15 protein-coding genes and 1 riboswitch are annotated in these 17,746 nt (G+C 69.4%); of the genes, 8 read left to right on the forward strand and 7 right to left on the reverse strand.

The window, feature by feature from the left end:
• Both FHE66_RS14505 and FHE66_RS14510 read right to left on the reverse strand, forming a co-directional pair.
• Positions 1-2,126, reverse strand: a 2,126-nt coding sequence (locus tag FHE66_RS14505; RefSeq protein WP_218013747.1) for a DUF6351 family protein, incomplete at its 3' end; no start/stop codon positions are given.
• A gap of 136 nt (positions 2,127-2,262) precedes the next feature.
• The gene (locus FHE66_RS14510; protein ID WP_139073696.1) at positions 2,263-2,661 is read right to left on the reverse strand and encodes a hypothetical protein; all 399 of its coding nucleotides are present in this window, start codon (positions 2,659-2,661) and stop codon (positions 2,263-2,265) included.
• 11 nt (positions 2,662-2,672) lie between these two features.
• Positions 2,673-2,786: riboswitch (SAM riboswitch) on the reverse strand.
• Positions 2,787-2,928: 142 nt separating this feature from the next.
• Here FHE66_RS14510 and FHE66_RS14515 point away from each other — a divergent pair.
• On the forward strand, positions 2,929-3,540 hold the full coding sequence (locus FHE66_RS14515) for a hypothetical protein (protein WP_139073697.1): 612 nt from the start codon (positions 2,929-2,931) through the stop codon (positions 3,538-3,540).
• 659 nt (positions 3,541-4,199) lie between these two features.
• On the opposite strand, the gene FHE66_RS14520 is transcribed toward FHE66_RS14515, so the two are convergent.
• From FHE66_RS14520 to FHE66_RS14530, 3 genes are all read right to left on the reverse strand, one after another.
• Positions 4,200-5,396, reverse strand: a complete 1,197-nt coding sequence (locus FHE66_RS14520; RefSeq protein WP_255303765.1) for a PD-(D/E)XK nuclease family protein — start codon at positions 5,394-5,396, stop codon at positions 4,200-4,202.
• Between the two features lie 301 nt (positions 5,397-5,697).
• On the reverse strand, positions 5,698-6,303 hold the full coding sequence (locus FHE66_RS14525) for a hypothetical protein (RefSeq protein ID WP_139073698.1): 606 nt from the start codon (positions 6,301-6,303) through the stop codon (positions 5,698-5,700).
• Positions 6,304-6,312: 9 nt separating this feature from the next.
• Positions 6,313-6,639 (reverse strand): hypothetical protein, encoded by a 327-nt coding sequence (locus tag FHE66_RS14530; protein ID WP_139073699.1) that lies wholly within the window; start codon positions 6,637-6,639, stop codon positions 6,313-6,315.
• A 548-nt stretch (positions 6,640-7,187) separates the two neighbouring features.
• Here FHE66_RS14530 and FHE66_RS14535 point away from each other — a divergent pair.
• The 7 genes from FHE66_RS14535 to FHE66_RS14565 are packed head-to-tail and all read left to right on the forward strand — an operon-like array spanning position 7,188 to position 15,418.
• Positions 7,188-8,729: an ABC transporter substrate-binding protein gene (locus tag FHE66_RS14535; RefSeq protein ID WP_139073700.1), complete on the forward strand. Its 1,542-nt coding sequence runs from the start codon at positions 7,188-7,190 to the stop codon at positions 8,727-8,729.
• A 9-nt stretch (positions 8,730-8,738) separates the two neighbouring features.
• On the forward strand, positions 8,739-9,707 hold the full coding sequence (locus tag FHE66_RS14540; RefSeq protein ID WP_139073701.1) for an ABC transporter permease: 969 nt from the start codon (positions 8,739-8,741) through the stop codon (positions 9,705-9,707).
• Positions 9,704-10,582, forward strand: coding sequence for an ABC transporter permease (locus tag FHE66_RS14545; RefSeq protein ID WP_139073702.1), 879 nt, complete (start codon positions 9,704-9,706; stop codon positions 10,580-10,582). Before FHE66_RS14540 ends, FHE66_RS14545 begins: the two co-directional genes overlap by 4 nt.
• A complete protein-coding gene (locus tag FHE66_RS14550) occupies positions 10,579-11,805 on the forward strand; it encodes an anhydro-N-acetylmuramic acid kinase (RefSeq protein ID WP_139073703.1) in 1,227 nt (408 codons plus the stop codon). The genes FHE66_RS14545 and FHE66_RS14550 overlap by 4 nt, the downstream gene beginning before the upstream one ends.
• Complete coding sequence (locus FHE66_RS14555) at positions 11,802-12,773, forward strand: ABC transporter ATP-binding protein (protein ID WP_255303766.1); 972 nt, start codon at positions 11,802-11,804, stop codon at positions 12,771-12,773. The genes FHE66_RS14550 and FHE66_RS14555 overlap by 4 nt, the downstream gene beginning before the upstream one ends.
• Positions 12,773-13,774, forward strand: coding sequence for an ABC transporter ATP-binding protein (locus FHE66_RS14560; RefSeq protein ID WP_139073704.1), 1,002 nt, complete (start codon positions 12,773-12,775; stop codon positions 13,772-13,774). The genes FHE66_RS14555 and FHE66_RS14560 overlap by 1 nt, the downstream gene beginning before the upstream one ends.
• Before the next feature lie 42 nt (positions 13,775-13,816).
• Positions 13,817-15,418, forward strand: coding sequence for a serine hydrolase (locus FHE66_RS14565; RefSeq protein WP_139073705.1), 1,602 nt, complete (start codon positions 13,817-13,819; stop codon positions 15,416-15,418).
• Here FHE66_RS14565 and FHE66_RS14570 read toward each other — a convergent pair.
• Positions 15,412-16,428 (reverse strand): GTP pyrophosphokinase family protein, encoded by a 1,017-nt coding sequence (locus tag FHE66_RS14570; protein WP_139073706.1) that lies wholly within the window; start codon positions 16,426-16,428, stop codon positions 15,412-15,414. The two genes, FHE66_RS14565 and FHE66_RS14570, sit on opposite strands and share 7 nt — an antisense overlap.
• A gap of 1 nt (position 16,429) precedes the next feature.
• The gene (locus FHE66_RS14575) at positions 16,430-17,449 is read right to left on the reverse strand and encodes a DUF262 domain-containing protein (protein WP_139073707.1); all 1,020 of its coding nucleotides are present in this window, start codon (positions 17,447-17,449) and stop codon (positions 16,430-16,432) included.
• Between the last annotated feature and the right edge of the window lie 297 nt (positions 17,450-17,746).

A 17,746-nucleotide genomic window follows, 5' to 3' on the forward strand; every position in this document is an offset into this window, starting at 1 on the left:
TGCTGTGCCTGTCCCGGCACGGAGTAGTCACACACCCCATCCGCGAAGACGTCGGTCAGCCGCGCCCACTCGGCGTCGGTGAACTCCACCCCGTAGTCCTCACGCCGAGGCTCACGGGTCTGGCACTTGATGACGTCGGCCTGCACGCTCTCACCGGCCACCTCGCGCGGGAAGCTGGCCGAGGGGTAGAGCTGCTCGCACTCGGTCGCCGGGTCGCGGTCGAGCGGCTCGGCGATGAACGTCGGGTCCGCGTCGCGCGTCATGCAGCCCTCGACGAGTGCTGCGGGCCGGGTCTCGCCGATCTCCTCCAGCGTCGGCCGCTCGTCGCCCGCCACGTCGAGCTGGGAGAGCCAGGCGTCCATCTGGGTGACGGCGTGGCGCAGCAGCGGACTGGCGGTGCTGAAGCCGCCGTAGCGGTTGTCCTCCAGCAGGCTCACGTGGTTGACCACGCTGCCGTTGACCTCACGCAACCGCTCACGCATGGAGTTGGAGTGGTAGCGGACGTGGATGTCCCCGTTCGGCAGGTCGTCGCTGTAGGCGCGGTAGTCGATGATCGGCGTGCTCGCCAGCCCGCCGCCGCCGCTGGTGAGCCGCCCGGTGCGGTAGGCCGCCTCGACGGCCGGCATGTCGGCCTCGGAGCGCTCGGCGCGGAACTTGCCGTCGTGGTCGTACCCGCCGACCTGCTCGTTGAGGTCGAGGAACTGCTCGGGCGTGATGACACCGTCCTCCAGGGCTCGCAGCCCGTACTGGATGCCCTCGTTGTCCAGCGGCCGCAGCGCGAACCCGGTCTCGGGGTCGCGTCCGTAGGCGTTGACGGTGTGGTCGTAGACGTCGCAGCGCGCCCCGCCGGGGTTGTCGGTCGGGTGGTAGCGCAGCTCCACGGGCAGCACGCTGGGGCAGAACGCCGTCGGGTCGATCCGCTGGGCGCCGCCCGCGACGTTCGGCATCGTCGCGAGGTTGGCGAAGCCGGTGACGGCCCGCTTCTGCTCGTCGGTCCACGCGAGCGCGGGGTCGGTGAAGTAGTTGTTCAGCAGCCGGGCGTCGGTGATGAAGTTGACGGTGCCGAACCCGACCTCGGGGAAGGAGCAGCCCACGACGATCCCGTCGAAGATGCCCGGGTAGTTGTCGGCCGTCTGGTGGGCCTGGTAGCTGCCGCCCGAGCAGCCGAACCCGATGGTGAAGTCCTCGCGCCCGTAGACCTCGATGAACTTCTCCTTGGTCATCGCGGCCGTCTCCGAGGCGAGCAGGTCGCTGCAGTTCTGCCCGAAGACGTTGAGGCTCGAGGAGACGACCGCGTACCCCTGGCCGAGCATCCACGCGTCGGTCACCCCGCCGGTCGTCTCGCCCTGGCGGAACCAGCCGCCGGTGCAGCCACCGCCCAGGGTGTAGATCGCCCGTCCGTTCCAGCCCTTCGGCCGGTGCGCGGGGGAGGGGTCCTTCTCGCGGAGCGGGTCGTGCAGCACCGTGTGCTGGTAGATCCCACGGTTGGCGGTGCCGGTCTCCATCCGGACGATGAACGGGACGCGCTCGCCGTCCGACGTCGTCGTGCGGGCGAGGTCGGCGGGGTAGCGGCGCGCGTCCGCCGGCCACGGCACGTACTCACCGCCCGTGGTCCGGTAGAAGTGGTCGACGCGCGTGGTCGTCGAGCAGTCCTCGTCGAGCGCCGCGCCGAGGTTGCCCCCGATCACCGGGAGCGTGAAGTCCTGCGTCTGGCAGATGAACGGCTGCTCGTGCGGTCCGGCGAACAGCGGGCCCTCGGCGGGGTGGTTGACCACCTCGACGCTCGCCTCCCGCCCGCGCGGTGCGGTGGCCGTGATCGTCTGCGCGCCGAGCTCGAGCCCGTCGACGACGCCGACGAGCGTGCGCCGGTCACCGGACCACTCGAGGTCGACGTCGCGGCGCTCTCCGTCCACCGAGATCCGCACGTGCGGTGGCGCAACTCCCGGCGGCGCCGAGATCTCGATCAGCGCGTCACCGCCGCTGACGAACTCAGGCAGGCTGGAGACCACCTCGATCTCCAGCGCACGCAGCGGCGGACCGTCGCGGCCTTCCGGCGGGTCGGCGTGGGCCGCGGCCGGCAGACCGGCCAGGACAAGTGCGGCAAGGACCGCATGGGCTGACTTCATCGTTGAACCCCCCGGTTTCATGTGCTTCCCTCATCGGAACCCAGCCTTCGCCCGCGGCGGCCGTCCTGGCCGCCGGGGCGGGCTGAGACCCGGATGCTATCGGCCGGGGCCGACACGGCGAGCCGGGGGAGCCGCGTCAGGTCGCGATGACCCCGTGGCCGGTGCCGAGGTGCGTGACGATGACGCCGGGCGCGCAGCGTGCCGGGACGGACGGGACCGGGCCCGCGCCGTCGTGCACGAGCACGTTGACGACGACGCGCCCGACGGCGAGGGCGTGCCACCGCTCGTTGACCATGACGGCCGTGCCGGGCGGGCACATGACCGACAGGTCGTGGTGGTGCCACACGGTGCACGACCCCTCGCCGCCGGGGTGGTCGACGACGGCGACGTTGCCCTCGTCGACCGAACGGACGACGCCGTCGCGCCACCCCTCCGGCGCGCTCTGGGCCTTCCCGGTGTGGATGTGGTGCATGAGGTGCCCGGGGCTGTAGCTGCGGCAGCAGGCGCCGACGGTGCACGGGGCAACGGTGGTCAAGGTGTCTCCTCGTCTCGCTCTTCCCGCGCCGGTCGGCGCGGGCGGGTCTTCCTCCGGGGGCACCGTGCGCGGGGCGCGGTTGCCGGACCAGCACGCCGGAGGGCGTGGCGCTGGTCCTCGTGACCTGGGCAGGACGGTAGCGGCAGGCACCGACATCGCCCGGCGCCGGCTCCGAGTGGCGGCCCTCCGGGTGATGCGCCAAGGTCTGCACTACTCCCGTAGACGACTGCGGGCCCACCTGCTCTGACATCGAAGGAATATCCCCCCATGCGCCGCAAGCACGTCCTGTTCCTCTCCTCCCTCGCCCTTGCCACCATCGGCCTCACCGGCTGCGGCGACGACTCGGCCGACGGTGAGGCCACCGAGCCCACGACGGCGGCCGAGGAGGCGACGACGCCGGAGCAGCCGACGACCCCGGAGCCGGAGGAGACGACCCCGGCCGAGGAGAACAGCGCCGGGAGCGAGACCGACAGCGCCGCGGGCGCCGACCTCGGGGCGAGTGACCCGGGCCCGGCCGCCGAGGGTGCGGTCATCCCCGCCGAGGCCCTGGCCACGCCCCCGGAGGCCATCGGTCCCTACACGCTCGGGGAGGCCACCGGCCCCGCCCGCATGTACAACGACGAGAGCTTCACCGTGATGATCGCGGTCGACAGCAACGTGCTCAGCTCGCCGTACGAGTCGCTGGTGGAGTACATCGAGACCGACAACACGGCCGCTGGCACCGGGAGCTGTGGCACCAACGAGTCGGGTAGCTCGATCACCTGCTACCAGCGCACGGCCGACGGCGTCATCACCGTCACCGCGACCCCCGAGCAGATGAGCCTCGAGGACATGGTGGTGTTCGTGAACCACTACGCCGACCAGGCCGGCGCGGCCTGACGCGGAGTGGTGCGCTCAGAACTGTGTTGCACCGGGCCTGGGGAGTCCTGCCCTAGACAGGCGGGCCTCTCCAGGTCCGGGTGCCGCAGCAGGCCGCGATCGAGCCTCGCGCACAAAGGCGGGTGGAGGCTATCTCTTCTTGCCCAGGCCGGGTGAGCCGGCACTTAGCGGCCGGAAGTTCGATCGAGCTAACTGTCGCTCGAGTTCTGCGTTGGCCTCGCGGCGCCGCTGCCGACGCTCCTGCTCGGTCAGCTGGGATATCGGCGTGGGAGTGAATGCCTTGAGGTTCGCCTTGTTCGGACGCGGGAGCTTTCCGCGCTGATCCGAGTAATAGTGCTTCACGCACTGTGGGCACTTCTGGACGAGCGTCCACGCGCCGGCAGGTAGCGACCCGCGAAGGGCAGTCGCTCCGCACCTCGCCTCGGACTGCTCCCGCTTTCGGGACAGGTGCCACACGCCAGCCGGGTCGATCTTCCACCTTTTGTAGGTCACAGTTGCTCACTATGCCCCAGCCGCACCAGACATTGGGCGGGCGAGTTGAGGCCTAGCTTGCGCACTCACGTCCACTCGCTGCGGGGTGCTCGGGGTCGGCCAGGTGCAGATCGACAGGGCACGCAGACACCCTTCCCGCTGTGCCAGGGCTCAGTGCGACTAGTGGTTCAGTCGGGCTCGCCGAGGGTGACGGCGACGACAGCGTCCCGCAGGCGGACATCGTCGGTGCTCAGGCCGTTCAGTACCTCGTCCAGGGCGACGCCGGTCTGCACGATGCGATCGATCCCGTCAGTCGCCCCGGCCCTCCGCCGCGTCACGAAGACCTTGCCGTAGTCGGGAGCGTCCAGTGGCCGGTGCACGCTGGCGTTCTCTGCGACGGCCGTCGGCCCGAACTCCAGGAAGATGTCGGGCTGCGGGTCGGCGCGCCGGAGCTCCACGCACCATTCCCACTGCCCGACGAAGGGCGTCCGGACCGCCTCGATCCGCCCCGCGGCTGTGGCTCCGAGCTGATCGGTGAGCGTGCTCTGCGCGTAGTGCCGAAGACTCCTCTTCACAGCCGCGAGCGTCCTGCGGCCCTCGTCGAACTGGCGCTTGGCGTGCAGGGCGAGCAAGTCCGCGAACTCCTGCGCAGCGGTCTCCTGGGGACGATGGCCGTACCGCGCGCTCTCGCCGGTCTCGCACATCGCCTTGAGGAAGCGGATCTGGTCCTCGGTGCTCACGACTTCGGGGCCCTCCACGTAGTGCTGGACGAGTTCGTTGATGAAGAAGTGCTGACGCGGGTGCGCCCGTCGCCACCCAGCAGCGCCGGCGACGTGCTCGTTCAGGGCCGTGAGCAGGTCGGTATATGTCAGGACGACGGCGTTCTCCCAGCCGTCCCGCAACAGGTGGCTGACGTGGCGCACGCAGAGGAGTACCACCACGCTCTGCTTCCCGTCTCTCGAGCCGTGCGCGAGATAGCGTTCGTAGCTGTGTCCGTGGCCGTCGGACCACTCGAAGTTCTCCACGACGATTCGTGCGCGTTCGTGGGTGAGCACGATGTCTGCGATGTCGCGTTCGACGTCCTCTGCACTGCTCGTCTCGACCTCTTGTGCAACCCGGTAGCCACTTGCAGGGAGATTGCGCGCAGGGGGCAGCTGACGGTTCACCTTCCCGACGAGAAGCCGCTGGAACGTGTCGCCGAGCTCGTGCGTCCCTTCGGACCTCAGCAACCACGCGAAGACGTTCGACAGCTGCTTCTCGTGGGTGCCGTGGTGCATCACCCGGAAGACGCTGAACCGCTCGGCCAGGCTGTGTGCCAGCGAGGGCACGAGGGCGGTGACGATGTCGTCGAGTGAGTGCGCCGGCATGTTCTCGAGGCTACCCATGGCCTAACCGGCTCACGGGTGTTCAGCGCTGAGAGCGTCTTGTCGGCTCGAGAACCTCGCTGCGCCGACGATGATGTGCGCCCGGGTTGGCACCCCCCGCGGACGTCGTCGAGCAGCGCGGTGAGGCGGAGGGCGTGTGGTCGCTTCGGCGCCCAGAGGAGAGGTCGAGCAGGCGCCCATCCCGCCTGCTGTGACGGTGAGGAGAACCCGGATGGCCTGCGGCTGCGCGGGTAGGAGTCCGCTCGCTGTGACTGCGTCCGCCAGGAAGGCCGACTGCGAGCCGCTTGTCGGGCCCGGCCGACTACTCCCAGAGCTCGACAGCATCCGTGGAGCGCAACTCGATCTGGGCCACACCCTCGTACGTGGTGATCGGACCCTCAACGCAGACCGTCGTGCCGGTAGCGACCTGCTCGATGCCTCCGATGTCCCAGAGCACGATCGTGAACCGTGATCTGTCGGGATAGTCGAGCCCGATGTTCATGAACACGTCATCCGTGGAGTTGCGGATGCTCGCGAGTGGACCGCACACGTACCGGGTGCTTCCGACATAGCTGCCGGCCTCGCTCCAGGAAGTCGCACCGGACGGCCCTGCTACGGCTTCCTGCGTGGGCTCCGACTGTTGCGATTGCTCGGTGGCGGCTCGGACCTCGGCGTCGAGATCCGCGAGCTCGTCGGGGCACCTGTGTGACATCTCGTCGAGAGTCCACGCCAGCTTGCTGTCCGACGTTTGACCGGACTGGACGTAGTACCGGGCATCGGCAAGCAGCTGGGCACACAGGGACGCGTTCGAGGTGGCACCGCCCTGCACAGACCCGGGGCCAGTGCCAGAAGAGCAGCCGACACCGGCTAAACCGACGGTGAGGGGCAAAGCCAAGATGACCGCGAGTCGACGTTTGAGATTGTTCACGTCGGTCGGTCAGTCCGCGGACCAGTCGCACGCGAGTGCGTCGTAACTGTGAGCAGCAGGATCTTGCGTCGCGTGGAAATGTGAGGTTCCGGACTTGCGAACGGTGATGGCGGTGCCGCTGTTCCAGCCAAGAGTGTCAGGAGTCGAGTAGCTGGTGACCTCACCGCTCTGGACGCGAGCGTGCCCCGTGAACTCCCGCCCGAGATCGTCGACGTAAAGCTCGTACTTGTTCGCCGCGTTCACGAAAACTGCGACGCAGTCGTAGGTGCCTGCCTTGAGCTGTGCCGCCGGGGACTGGGCGCTCCACCACCAGATGCCGGCGATCGACAGCATCACTATGACGGCGTATGGCTTCGCCGTCCGCCAGACCGAGTCGCTGGCCATCATCGGAGCCCTCGACGACTGGCGCATACTCGTCGAGAAAGCCGCTGGATGCCTGACCGAAGATCGTCGGCTCTCGCGAGAGGGAAACGCACGGCCGATCCCGAGGGGCGGTGGCTGTGCGCCGTCCGGTGCTGAACTGTGGTCCCGAGTTCTTTCTCGGATGCGTAGTCCAAGGCGCGTTCCTTCGTGTGGCGCGGAATGTGGGAGGGAAGTTCCGCTTGGAGGTTGTCGCGCAAGGTTAGCAGAGTCTTAGTGGTGCGAGTCCCGTTTTGCCGCCTCCGCATTTTGAGGGTGCGGCCTCAGTGAACTATTCGCGGAATGTAGATATTTGGGTCGACGGGACAAGTCGGACATAGGTAGTGGTCGTTAAGGGCTTACGTGAGGCGCGCATGTACGGAAGACCTTGACGTCCCTGGGTGGTCGCGGGACAGTGGCACCTGGTCCCGGCCAGGCCGGGAGGCGTGCGAGCGGCGTCGGAGCCGCCTGACGGGGAGGTCAGCATGAAGGTCCACAGGTCACCGGTCCGGGCTGCGGCGGCGCTCGCAGCGGCGGGTCTCGCGCTCGCCGCCTGCTCCGGCGGAAGCGACGACGGCGGGTCGACCGGCGACGGCGGGGGCGAGACCCTCGTCGTCGGCGTCACCTCCGACCCGGACACCCTCTTCCCGTGGAAGGCCACCCAGTTCCAGGCCATCGACGTCCTCACCAACCTCTACGGCACGCTCACCGAGCTCGACGCCGACCTCGAGGTGGTCCCCGGCCTCGCCGAGGAGTGGGAGGTCTCCGAGGACGGCCTCACGATGACGTTCACGCTCCGCGAGGGCGTGACCTTCCACGACGGCTCGGAGCTCGACTCCGCCGACGTCGTCCACTCCCTCGAGTCGGTCATGGCCGAGGAGACCGCCGCCGTCGCCGCCGCGACCCTCGGCTCCGTCGAGTCCGTCGAGGCGCCCGACGCCCGCACGGTCGTCCTCACCCTGTCTGCGCCGGACTCCTCGGTCCTCGCCGGCCTGGCGAGCGTCAACCTCGCGATCCTCTCCTCGGAGGACACCGAGGAGACGCTCACCACCGCCGCCAACGGCACCGGGCCCTTCGAGCTCGGCGAGCGCGTCCCGAACCAGTCACTCACCGTGACGTCGTTCGCCGACTACTGGGGCGGGGCGCCCGAGCTCGACGCCGTCGAGTTCCGCGTCATCCCCGACGAGACGTCGATCGTCTCGGCGCTGCAGTCCGGCAACGTCCACCTCGCCGTCTTCGACGACCCGCTCGTCGCCCAGAGCGCTGAGAGCGGCAGCGTCGAGGTCACCGAGACGCCGCAGCTCGCCTACCACGCGCTCCAGCTCAACGCCCGGCAGGCCCCGCTCGACGACGTCAACGTGCGCCTGGCGATCCAGTGCGCGATCGACCGGCAGGAGGTGCTCGACACCGCCGCGCAGGGCGCTGGCGAGGTCGTCGGACCGATCACGTCCCCGGCCTACCTCTCCGACCCGGACGCCCGCCCCTGCCACGAGCGGGACTACGACCAGGCTCGCGCGTACCTCGCCGAGGCCGGCTACCCCGACGGCCTCGAGCTCGACGTCATCGTCTCCCAGGGCGAGTACGCCACCTCGGTCAACGAGGCGCAGAACATCCAGGCCCAGCTCGCCGAGGCCGGCATCACCGTCAACCTCGAGGTGCTCGAGATCGGCGCCTACGTCGACCGGTGGGTGGCCGCGGACTTCACCGCCGCCGTCGCCCTCAACGGCGGGCGGCCCGACCCCGAGGGCATGTACGGGCGCTACTTCCCCTCGACGGGCAACCTCAACCAGGTGGCCGGGTACAGCTCCGACACCCTCGACGAGCTCTTCGCCCGGGGCCGGCAGACCGCCGACCCGGAGGAGCGCCGCGCGATCTACGACGAGGTGTCCCGCGAGCTCGAGGACAACGCCGCGTGGGTCTGGCTCTTCAGCTCCTACGGCTTCACCGCCACCCAGTCCGGCGTCGAGGGCTTCGTCCCGATGGCGAACGGGTCGCTGCAGAGCCTGCGCGAGACCACCCTCGGCTGACCCGCCGGCATGCGCGTCGTCGTCCGTCACCCCGTCCTGCGCCGGGTCCTCGAGGCCCTGGGCACGCTGCTCGGTGTCGCCGTCCTCGTCTTCATCATGATGCGGGCGCTGCCGGGGGACCAGATCACCGCCTCCCTCGGCACCGAGGCCGCGGCGCTCACCCCCGCGCAGCGGGAGGCGCTGGAGGCGTACTACGGGCTCGACCAGCCGCTCTTCGTCCAGTTCTTCACCTGGCTCGGCAACGTCCTCACCGGGAACCTCGGCGTGTCGACCCGGACGGGCCAGTCGGTGCTTGAGATGACGGCGGCGGCGCTGCCGGTGACGATCGAGCTCGCGGTCATCTCCACGATCCTCGGGATCGCGATCGGGGTCCCGCTGGCGATCTGGTCCGCCTCCAAGCCGAACTCGGTGCGTGACGCGAGCGGCCAGCTCGTCGGCCTCGCCGGCCTGTCGATCCCCGCCTTCCTCCTCGCCTCCGTGCTGCTCGCGACGTCGGCCCGGTTCCTCGGCTACAACCCCAACGCCGAGCGCTTCGCCACCCTCGCGAGCGACCCGTGGCTCAACCTGCAGCAGATGCTCATGCCCGCGCTCGTCCTCGGCTTCGGTCTCGCCGCGCCGATCATGCGCACCGCCCGCTCGGCGATCCTCGAGGTGCAGACCCAGGACTTCGTCCGCACCGCCCGCGGCAAGGGCGTGCGACCGCGCGTCGTCCAGCTGCGCCACGTGCTGCGCAACGCGACCGTCCCCATCCTCACGATGACCGGCATCCAGTTCGGCTACCTGCTCGGCGGCGCCGTCGTCGTCGAGGAGGTCTTCTCCGTGCCGGGCATCGGGCGCCAGGTCCTCACCGGCATGCACCAGCAGGAGTTCGCCCTGGTGCAGAGCACGGTGCTGGTCATCGCGCTGTCCTTCGTGCTCGTCAACCTCCTCACCGACATGCTCTACCGCGTCGTCGACCCCCGGGTGAGGCAGACATGACCGCCGAGATCACCGCCGACGTCCCCGTCCGCAGCCGCCGCCTCGGCGCCGCGGTGCGGCGCGTCCTCGCCAGCCGCAACGGGCTGGTCGGCGCGTTCCTCACCGTGCTCGTCGTCGGCGTCGCGCTCGCCGCCACCGTCGGCCTGCTCGGTGACCCCGTCGCGCAGGACCCGGCCGTGCGGATGCAGGGCCCGTCCGCCGCGCACTGGTTCGGCACCGACCAGTTCGGCCGCGACGTCTTCGCCCGCGCCGCCGCCGGGGCCGCGAACTCGTTGCGCATCGCCGTCGTCGCCGTCGCGCTCGCCACCCTCGTGGGGACGACGGCGGGGCTGGTGGCGGGCTACTTCGGCGGGTGGTCGGGCCGGGCGATCCTCGGGATGACCAACGTGCTGTTCGCGTTCCCGCCGCTGCTCCTCGCGCTCGCGCTGGCCGCCGCGGTCTCCCGCAGCTGGCTCACCATCGCCGTCGCGATCGCCATCGTCTACACCCCGATCTTCGTGCGCGTCACCCGCGGGCCGGTGCTCTCGCTGCGCGAGGCCGAGTTCGTCAAGGCGGGCACCGTGCTCGGCTTCCCGACGTGGCGGATCCTGCTGCGGCACGTGCTGCCGAGCATCACGGCGATCGTCATCGTCCAGGTGACCCTCTCGCTGTCCTGGGCCGTGCTCACCGAGGCCTCGCTCAGCTTCCTCGGGCTCGGCACCCCGCCGCCGACGCCGTCGCTCGGGTCGATGGTCCTCGAGGCCCGCTCCCTGGTGACGACTGCCTGGTGGACGATGGCCGCGCCGGGCGCCGTCATCGTGCTCCTCGTCGTCGGCCTCAACCTCCTCGGCGACGGCCTGCGCGACGCCCTCGACCCCAAGGAAGGGAACCGATGAGAGTCCTCGGCATGATCTCCGGCACCTCCCACGACGGCATCGACACCGCCGTCGTCGAGTTCGACGTCGACGACGACGGGACGGCGCTCGTCGGCGCCGTCCGCCACACGGGGAGCGTGCCGTACGAGCCCGGGCTGCGCGCCCGGCTGCTCGCCGCGCTGCCCCCCGCCGGGACGACGCTCGCGGAGGTGTGCGAGCTCGACACGCTCATCGGGCAGGCCTTCGCTTCCGCCGCGGCGGACGCGATCGCGGCGGCCGGGCCGGTGGACCTCGTCTGCTCCCACGGGCAGACCGTCTACCACTGGGTGGAGGGCGGGCGGGCGCTCGGGACGCTGCAGCTCGGGCAGCCGGCGTGGATCGCCGAGGCCACCGGCGTGCCCGTGGTGGCGGACGTGCGGGCGCGGGACGTCGCGGCCGGTGGGCACGGTGCGCCGCTCGTGTCCTTCCTTGACGCGCTGGTGGTCGCCGACGCACCCGGGACCACGGCGCTGCTCAACCTCGGCGGGATCGCGAACATCACCGTCGTCGGACACGACGTGCTGGCCTACGACACCGGACCGGCCAACGCCCTGCTCGACGTCGCCGTCCTCGACCGCGACGCCCACCCGGCCGGGTACGACGCCGACGGCGCGATCGCCGCGACCGGCACGGTGGACCCCGACCTGCTCGCGCTGCTGCTGCGCGAGGACTACTACGCCCAGCCGGCGCCGAAGAGCACCGGCAAGGAGCTCTTCCACGCCGGCTACCTCCGTTCGGCGCTGGACGAGCACGGCCGGGAGGTGAGCACCCCGGACCTGCTCGCCACGCTCACCGCGCTCACGGCGCGGACGGTGGCGGACCAGCTGCGCGCCCACGGCGTCACCCGCGTGCTCGCATCCGGGGGCGGGGCCGCCAACCCGACGATGCTGCGGATGCTCGCGGAGGAGCTGCCCGGCACCGAGGTCGCCACGACCGACACGATCGGCGTGCCGCCCGACACGAAGGAGGCCATCGCATTCGCCCTGTTCGGCTGGTGCACCGCCCACGGCCTGCCCGCCACTGTGCCGTCCGCGACCGGCGCGCGCGGGGCCAGGATCCTCGGCAGCATCACCCCGGGCGCCGGCCCCCTGCGCCTGCCCGAGCCCGCCGCGGAGGCCCCCCGCAGCCTCCGTCTGGTCGAGGCGCCCGCCCCCGCACCCTCCGGGGAGAACTGGGGCGCGCACGTGCGGGGGAGGCGGCCGTGACCGCTGACGTGCTGCTCGACGTGCAGGGCCTGCGGGTGAGCGCTCGCGGGCGGGACGACGTCGACATCGTCCACGGCGTCGACCTCCAGCTGCGGCGGGGGGAGATCGTCGGCGTCGTGGGGGAGAGCGGCTCGGGGAAGTCGCTCACCATGCTCGCGCTCATGCGGCTGCTGTCCCGGCCGCTGGAGATCAGCGGCGGGAGCGTGACCTTCCAAGGCCGTGACCTCGCCGGTCTGCGCGAGGAGGAGATCCGCGACCTGCGCGGCCGCGAGATCGCCATGGTCTACCAGGACCCGATGACCTCCCTCAACCCGCTCATGCGGGTGGGGGACCAGGTGGTCGAGGCGCTGCGGGCGCACGGGGTGCCCAAGGCGCAGGCACGGGAGCGCTGCGTCGAGCTCTTCGCCCGCGTCGGCATCCCGGACCCGAAGCGCACCGTGCGCGCCTACCCGCACGAGTTCTCCGGCGGGATGCGCCAGCGCGTCGTCATCGCGATGGCGCTGGCGCTGCGGCCCACCCTGCTCATCGCCGACGAGCCGACGACGGCGCTCGACGTCACCATCCAGCAGCAGATTCTCGCGCTCGTGGCCGAGCTGCAGGCCGAGCTGGGGATGATGACGATCTGGGTGACCCACGACCTCGGCGTGGTCGCGCGGTTGGTGCAGCGCGTCGTCGTCATGTACGCGGGGCGGGTGGTGGAGGACGCGCCGGTGGAGCGACTGTTCGCCGCCCCCCAGCACCCCTACACCGAGCGGCTCCTCGCCTCCCTGCCCAACCCCGCCGACGACGAGCGCCCCGCCCTCGCGCAGATCCCCGGCCGACCCCCGCTGCCGACCGACGACATCGAGGGCTGCCCGTTCCGCCCGCGCTGCCCGCAGGCGCGCGACGTGTGCCTCGAGGAGCCGCCGCTCATCCGCCGGGGCGAGAGCCTCACCCGGTGCTGGGTGCCCCCGGAGGAGTGGACCTGATGCTCGAAGCGGTCGACCTCGTCAAGCACTACCCGGTGCGCGGCTCGCGTGACCCGGGCGCCGTCGTCCACGCGCTCGACGGCGTCTCCCTCACCCTGCGGCCGGGGCGGACGCTGGGGATCGTCGGGGAGTCCGGGTGCGGGAAGTCGACGCTCGCTAAGGTGCTCGTGCGGCTCGAGGACCCGACGTCGGGGCAGGTGCTGCTCGACGGCACCGACCTCACCGTGCTGCGCGGGGCGGCGCTGCGGGAGCAGCGGAGGCGGATCCAGATGGTTTTCCAGGACCCGAACGGCTCACTCAACCCGCGCCGAACCGTGGGGCAGACGCTCACCGAGGTGCTCGAGGTCCACCGCATCGGCACCTCACGAAACCGGCGGCAGCGGGTGAGGGAGCTGCTCGACATGGTGGGGCTGAGCGACGTGTTCGCCGAGCGCTACCCGCACCAGATGTCGGGCGGGCAGCGGCAGCGGGTGGGGATCGCGCGGGCGCTCGCGGTGGAGCCGTCGATCGTGCTGCTCGACGAGCCGGTCTCCGCGCTCGACGTGTCGGTGCGGGCGGAGGTGATGAACCTGCTCGTGCGGCTGCGCGACGAGCTCGACCTGTCCTACGTGTTCATCAGCCACGACGTCGCGATGGTGCGGCAGATCAGCGACGACGTCGGGGTCATGTACCTGGGCAGGGTGGTGGAGATCGGGGCGTGGAAGCCGGTGCTCGACGAGCCACTCCACCCGTACACCCACGGCCTGCGCGGCGCGGTGCCGGTGCCGGACCCGAGCGTGGCGCAGCCGATCTCGGCGACGGTGGTGGGGGAGGTGCCCAACCCGGCCGACCCGCCGAGCGGCTGCACCTTCCACCCGCGCTGCCCGCTCCGCGAGGACGTGTGCGTGGCGCAGGTGCCGCCGCTGACCGACGCCGGGACGCCGCACCCGGTGGCGTGCCACGTGGCGCAGCGCGAGGGCGGGCGGATGCCGCTGGTGCTGAGAGCCGGCGCGTTGAGATGACGGCGCCGCCGACCGGCGGCTGCCTCGACCGAGGGGGACGCGATGGAGCTGAGGACGACGACGGTCCGGGCCACGGCGGCGCTGCTCGCAGTGCCGGCACTGGCCCTGGCGGCAGGGGTGCCTGCGGTGGCTGAGGCCGACGCGCCGCCCGAGGGGCAGGTGGTGCTCGAGCTGTCCGCCGAGCCGCAGGAGAAGGACGAGCAGAGCGCGACGTTCTACTCCCCGCACGGCCACGCGACGCTGCGGGTGACGGGGAACGGCCGGGCCGCAGGCCAGGTACGCGTCAACGGCGAGGTGGTGCCGGGCGCGGGGGCCGCGCTCGCCCGCGGGAAGGACGCCGTCGTCGACGTGTCGGAGCTCGTCGATGCGGGGGAGAACTCGGTGGAGGTGCGGCTCGTGCGCGGGGACGCGTACGTGAGCGTCGACTTCCCCGAGCTCGTCGACGTCGACCCGGCGGACGTGGGGGTGGACCCGGAGGTGCTCGCGCGGATCGACGCGGCGGTGGAGAGCCGGCTCGGGGTGGGTGAGGACGACCGGTACACCGGCGCCGTCGCGCTGGTGGCGCACCGGGGGCAGGTGGTCTACGAGAAGGCGTTCGGGGACGCGCAGACCCACGACGGCGCTGAGCTGCTGGCCGAGCCGCGGCCCACGACCGTGGACACGATCTTCGACATGGCCTCGATCACCAAGGTGGAGGCGACGACGGCGGCCGTCATGCGGCTCGTCGACGAGGGTCGGCTCGACCTCGACTCGCGGCTGGACGAGCACCTGCCCGAGTTCGACGACGAGAAGGGCGCGATCACCGTCCGCCAGCTCATCACGCACCGGTCGGGGCTGTGGGAGTGGCAGCCGACGTACCTGCACGGGCGCAAGCAGGAGGAGGTGCTCGAGTTCCTCGCCGACCTCGACCTGCGCTACAAGACCGGCAGCCAGCGGCGGTACTCGGACATCGGGTTCATGCTGCTCGGGGTCATCGTCGAGCGGGTGAGCGGGCAGCCGCTGGACGAGTACGTGCGCGAGCACGTCCACGAGCCGCTCGGAATGACCGACACCGGCTTCCTCCCCGAGGCGGGGTTGCGTGACCGCATCGCCGCGACGTCGCTGGGCAACTCCTACGAGCACACGATGATCGAGACGGGGAATCCATACCCGATCGTCGGCGACCTCTCACCGGAGGAGTTCGCAGACTGGCGGGACTACACGCTGGTGGGGGAGGTCAACGACGGGAACGCCTGGTACGGCTGGGAGGGCGTGGCGGGTCACGCGGGCCTGTTCTCGACGGCGCGGGACCTGGCGGTCTACGGGCAGACGCTGGTCAACGGAGGCGGCTACGGCGATGCCCGACTGGTCTCGGAGGCCACGCTGGCCGAGTTCCTCGCGCCGCAGTACGACGGCGGGCAGGTGCTGGGGTTCTGGTCCGGCCGGCTGTCCTTCGCCGGGCTGCCCGGCGGGTACGGGCACAACGGGTTCACCGGGACCGAGTTCCTCTTCGACCCGGAGCGGGAGCTCGTGGTCGTGCTGCTGACGAACCGGCTGCATCCGGATCGGGGGCCCGCGAGCATCGCTGCTGTGTGGCAGGAGGTGGTGGGGGCGGCGGTGGAGGGGATATATGAGCGGGCAGAGAATCCGGTCCTCTGTCAGTGAGATGAGAATAGGGACTGTAACGCAGGCTCCTGCTGAAACTTCTGTACGCTCAGGAAGCGAGCGGGATTGCGGAGTCCAACGATCACGCCACAAACTACAATGCCTGACGCCTCTTCCGGATCCACCGTCGACAGGGTCGCAGTGGCGTAGTCCCTGATAGCTTGCAGTGTAGCGCCCTCGGACAATGCACTGAGGAATTGCTCGACCGTTGCGACGCCTACGCCGCTGAGTTCTTTAGCCAGTCGGAAGGCGTCCTCCATCTCGAGTTTGAGGCCGTGCGGCCCCAGAGCTTTCATGGTGGGCCGACAGGTGGCCAAACACGCCAACAATTGCAGGGACGAGAGTTCGTCTTCCAAGCCGTTTCCGCTCGCATAGGCCTGAGATTTAACGTGAATACTCTGGACGATGTCGGTCTCAATGCTGTTGAACTCTCTGTCGACGAGCTCGAGCGTACCGGCTACGGCGTCGAACCGGCGCGCCAATTCTGCTGGCACACCGGTTCCTGCCTTGTACCGCAGTGAATGCTCGATCTCCGCCCAGGCGTGAGCGAGAACGCTTCGAACCTGAACCTCAACGAACGTCTGCCGCAGGAGCCGACCGTCGTCGCTCACAGCGTCGCCTTTGCACTTGAGTACGACGTGGCTGCTTCGGTATCCGACTTCGCGAAGCTGCAAGCTAGCGGTTTTGTTGGAAGAGCGTGCCTGGTCGACCATAAACATACTCTCGAGTCGCCTCACTGTGTCCGCAATCGAACTCTCGTTGAGAAGTACTACCCGGACTCCAATGAGATCGTCGAACTGCCGCGCTGGCCGTCCGTATTTCTTCCTGTCTATTTTCTCTGTGACCGAATCTGGGTGCTTAGCCCGCGCGTTGACCGTGTGCACGCCGTGGACGTAACCGCGAAGCGCTTCGTGCACCTCCAGTCGGGCCTTCTCCGCAGCCTGGCAATACAGCGGGTAGTCGGTCAAGTAGTTCTCGAGCCATCGCTGTGCTTGTACGCCGGCGGCCATGCTAACTTCCCAGGAGAACGTTCTTGAGGATGGAGACTCGCCGCTCGCGAGGTTGTATGTTGTCAGTCTGTCGGCTGGCCGCAATCACGTATTCGCGCGCACGCTTTGGTTGTTCATCCCCCTCGAGTTTCAAGTCGCTAGCAAAACGGCGCAGTCGTTCGCCCGCCTCTGCTGGGCTGGGCAGTACCGCTGCTTCGTCGATGCTGATCTCATCGAGTGCGCCAATAAGGGCGTATAGTCCTGCCGGCTTCCGGAACGGTAGAACGCCGAGGTTTGGCAGAGCGTTCTCGATGAACGTGATATGGGACTTCAAACGCATTTCAAGCGAGTGTCCTTCGGGGAACTCGTCTTTAAATGCCCCATAGTAGAGGTCGACTGAGGTCTTCTTGTCTTGGGGGCCCTCGTTGAGAAGAATTAGTAGTTCGGCGGCGAGTTCATCGTTCTTCATTCGCTTCGCCGCGCCTGGAGTGATCACCCGGTGTGTCGTCCAGAAGGGCCAGTCGCCCACTTGTTCGACCAGGGTCTTAAATGCGCCGGGCTCGTCGCTGTGGCGGTACTCCTGAGGGTTTAACGCTACCACGTATCGATTCATGCGGCGAAAAATCTCCCGCACGCGTTCTGCATTGAATCCGCTAATCTCCTGGACGGTAAAGTCGTAACTGAGAATGGCCTGGCGGTCGGTGTCGCTCAGGTCTTTCCAACGCTTCCTGTGCCAGGGTGAAGACGGGGACGATTCTGTCAGGGAGAATCTGTTGCTCATAAATGCGAATACAGTGCTTAGTCGTTGTTGGCCGTCGACAACGGCATACTGGACCCTGTTCGTTTGCGCACTTACCTGACGTTGGAAGTAGAGTACGGGGATCGGATACCCGGTTAGGATGGTGTCGATGAGAAAGGCTCGCGCCGCCCGTGGCCAGACGCTATTGCGTTGGAACTCTGGTGCGAGAACGAGCTGACCGTCTTCGTGCAACTGCCAAAGTAGGCCAATGTCTTTGGTTGTCGTGGTGAATTTTTCGGCCATCTGTACTCCTGTTGGCAGTTCCTCTGCGGTGACTCTATAAGTGCGACACTTTAGAGGGTGGCGAGGGTGGCGAGGGTGGCGAGGGTGGCGAGGGTGGCGAGGGTGGCGAGGGTAGCGAGGGTAGCGAGACAAACTACCGGATAGGCCGAAGGGTGTCTTGACGGGACTACGGTGTCGTTTCATGGCTGGCTGGCTGGCTGGCTGGCTGGCTGGCTGGCGGGGACTGGGCCTGGCGGAGACCCCGAGACATAGGCTCCGGGGGGGGGGGGGGCGAAGTCCCCGGCGCGTACTGGGTGG

The organism is Georgenia sp. 311 (assembly GCF_006151955.1).
GTDB lineage: Bacteria > Actinomycetota > Actinomycetes > Actinomycetales > Actinomycetaceae > Oceanitalea > Oceanitalea wutianyii.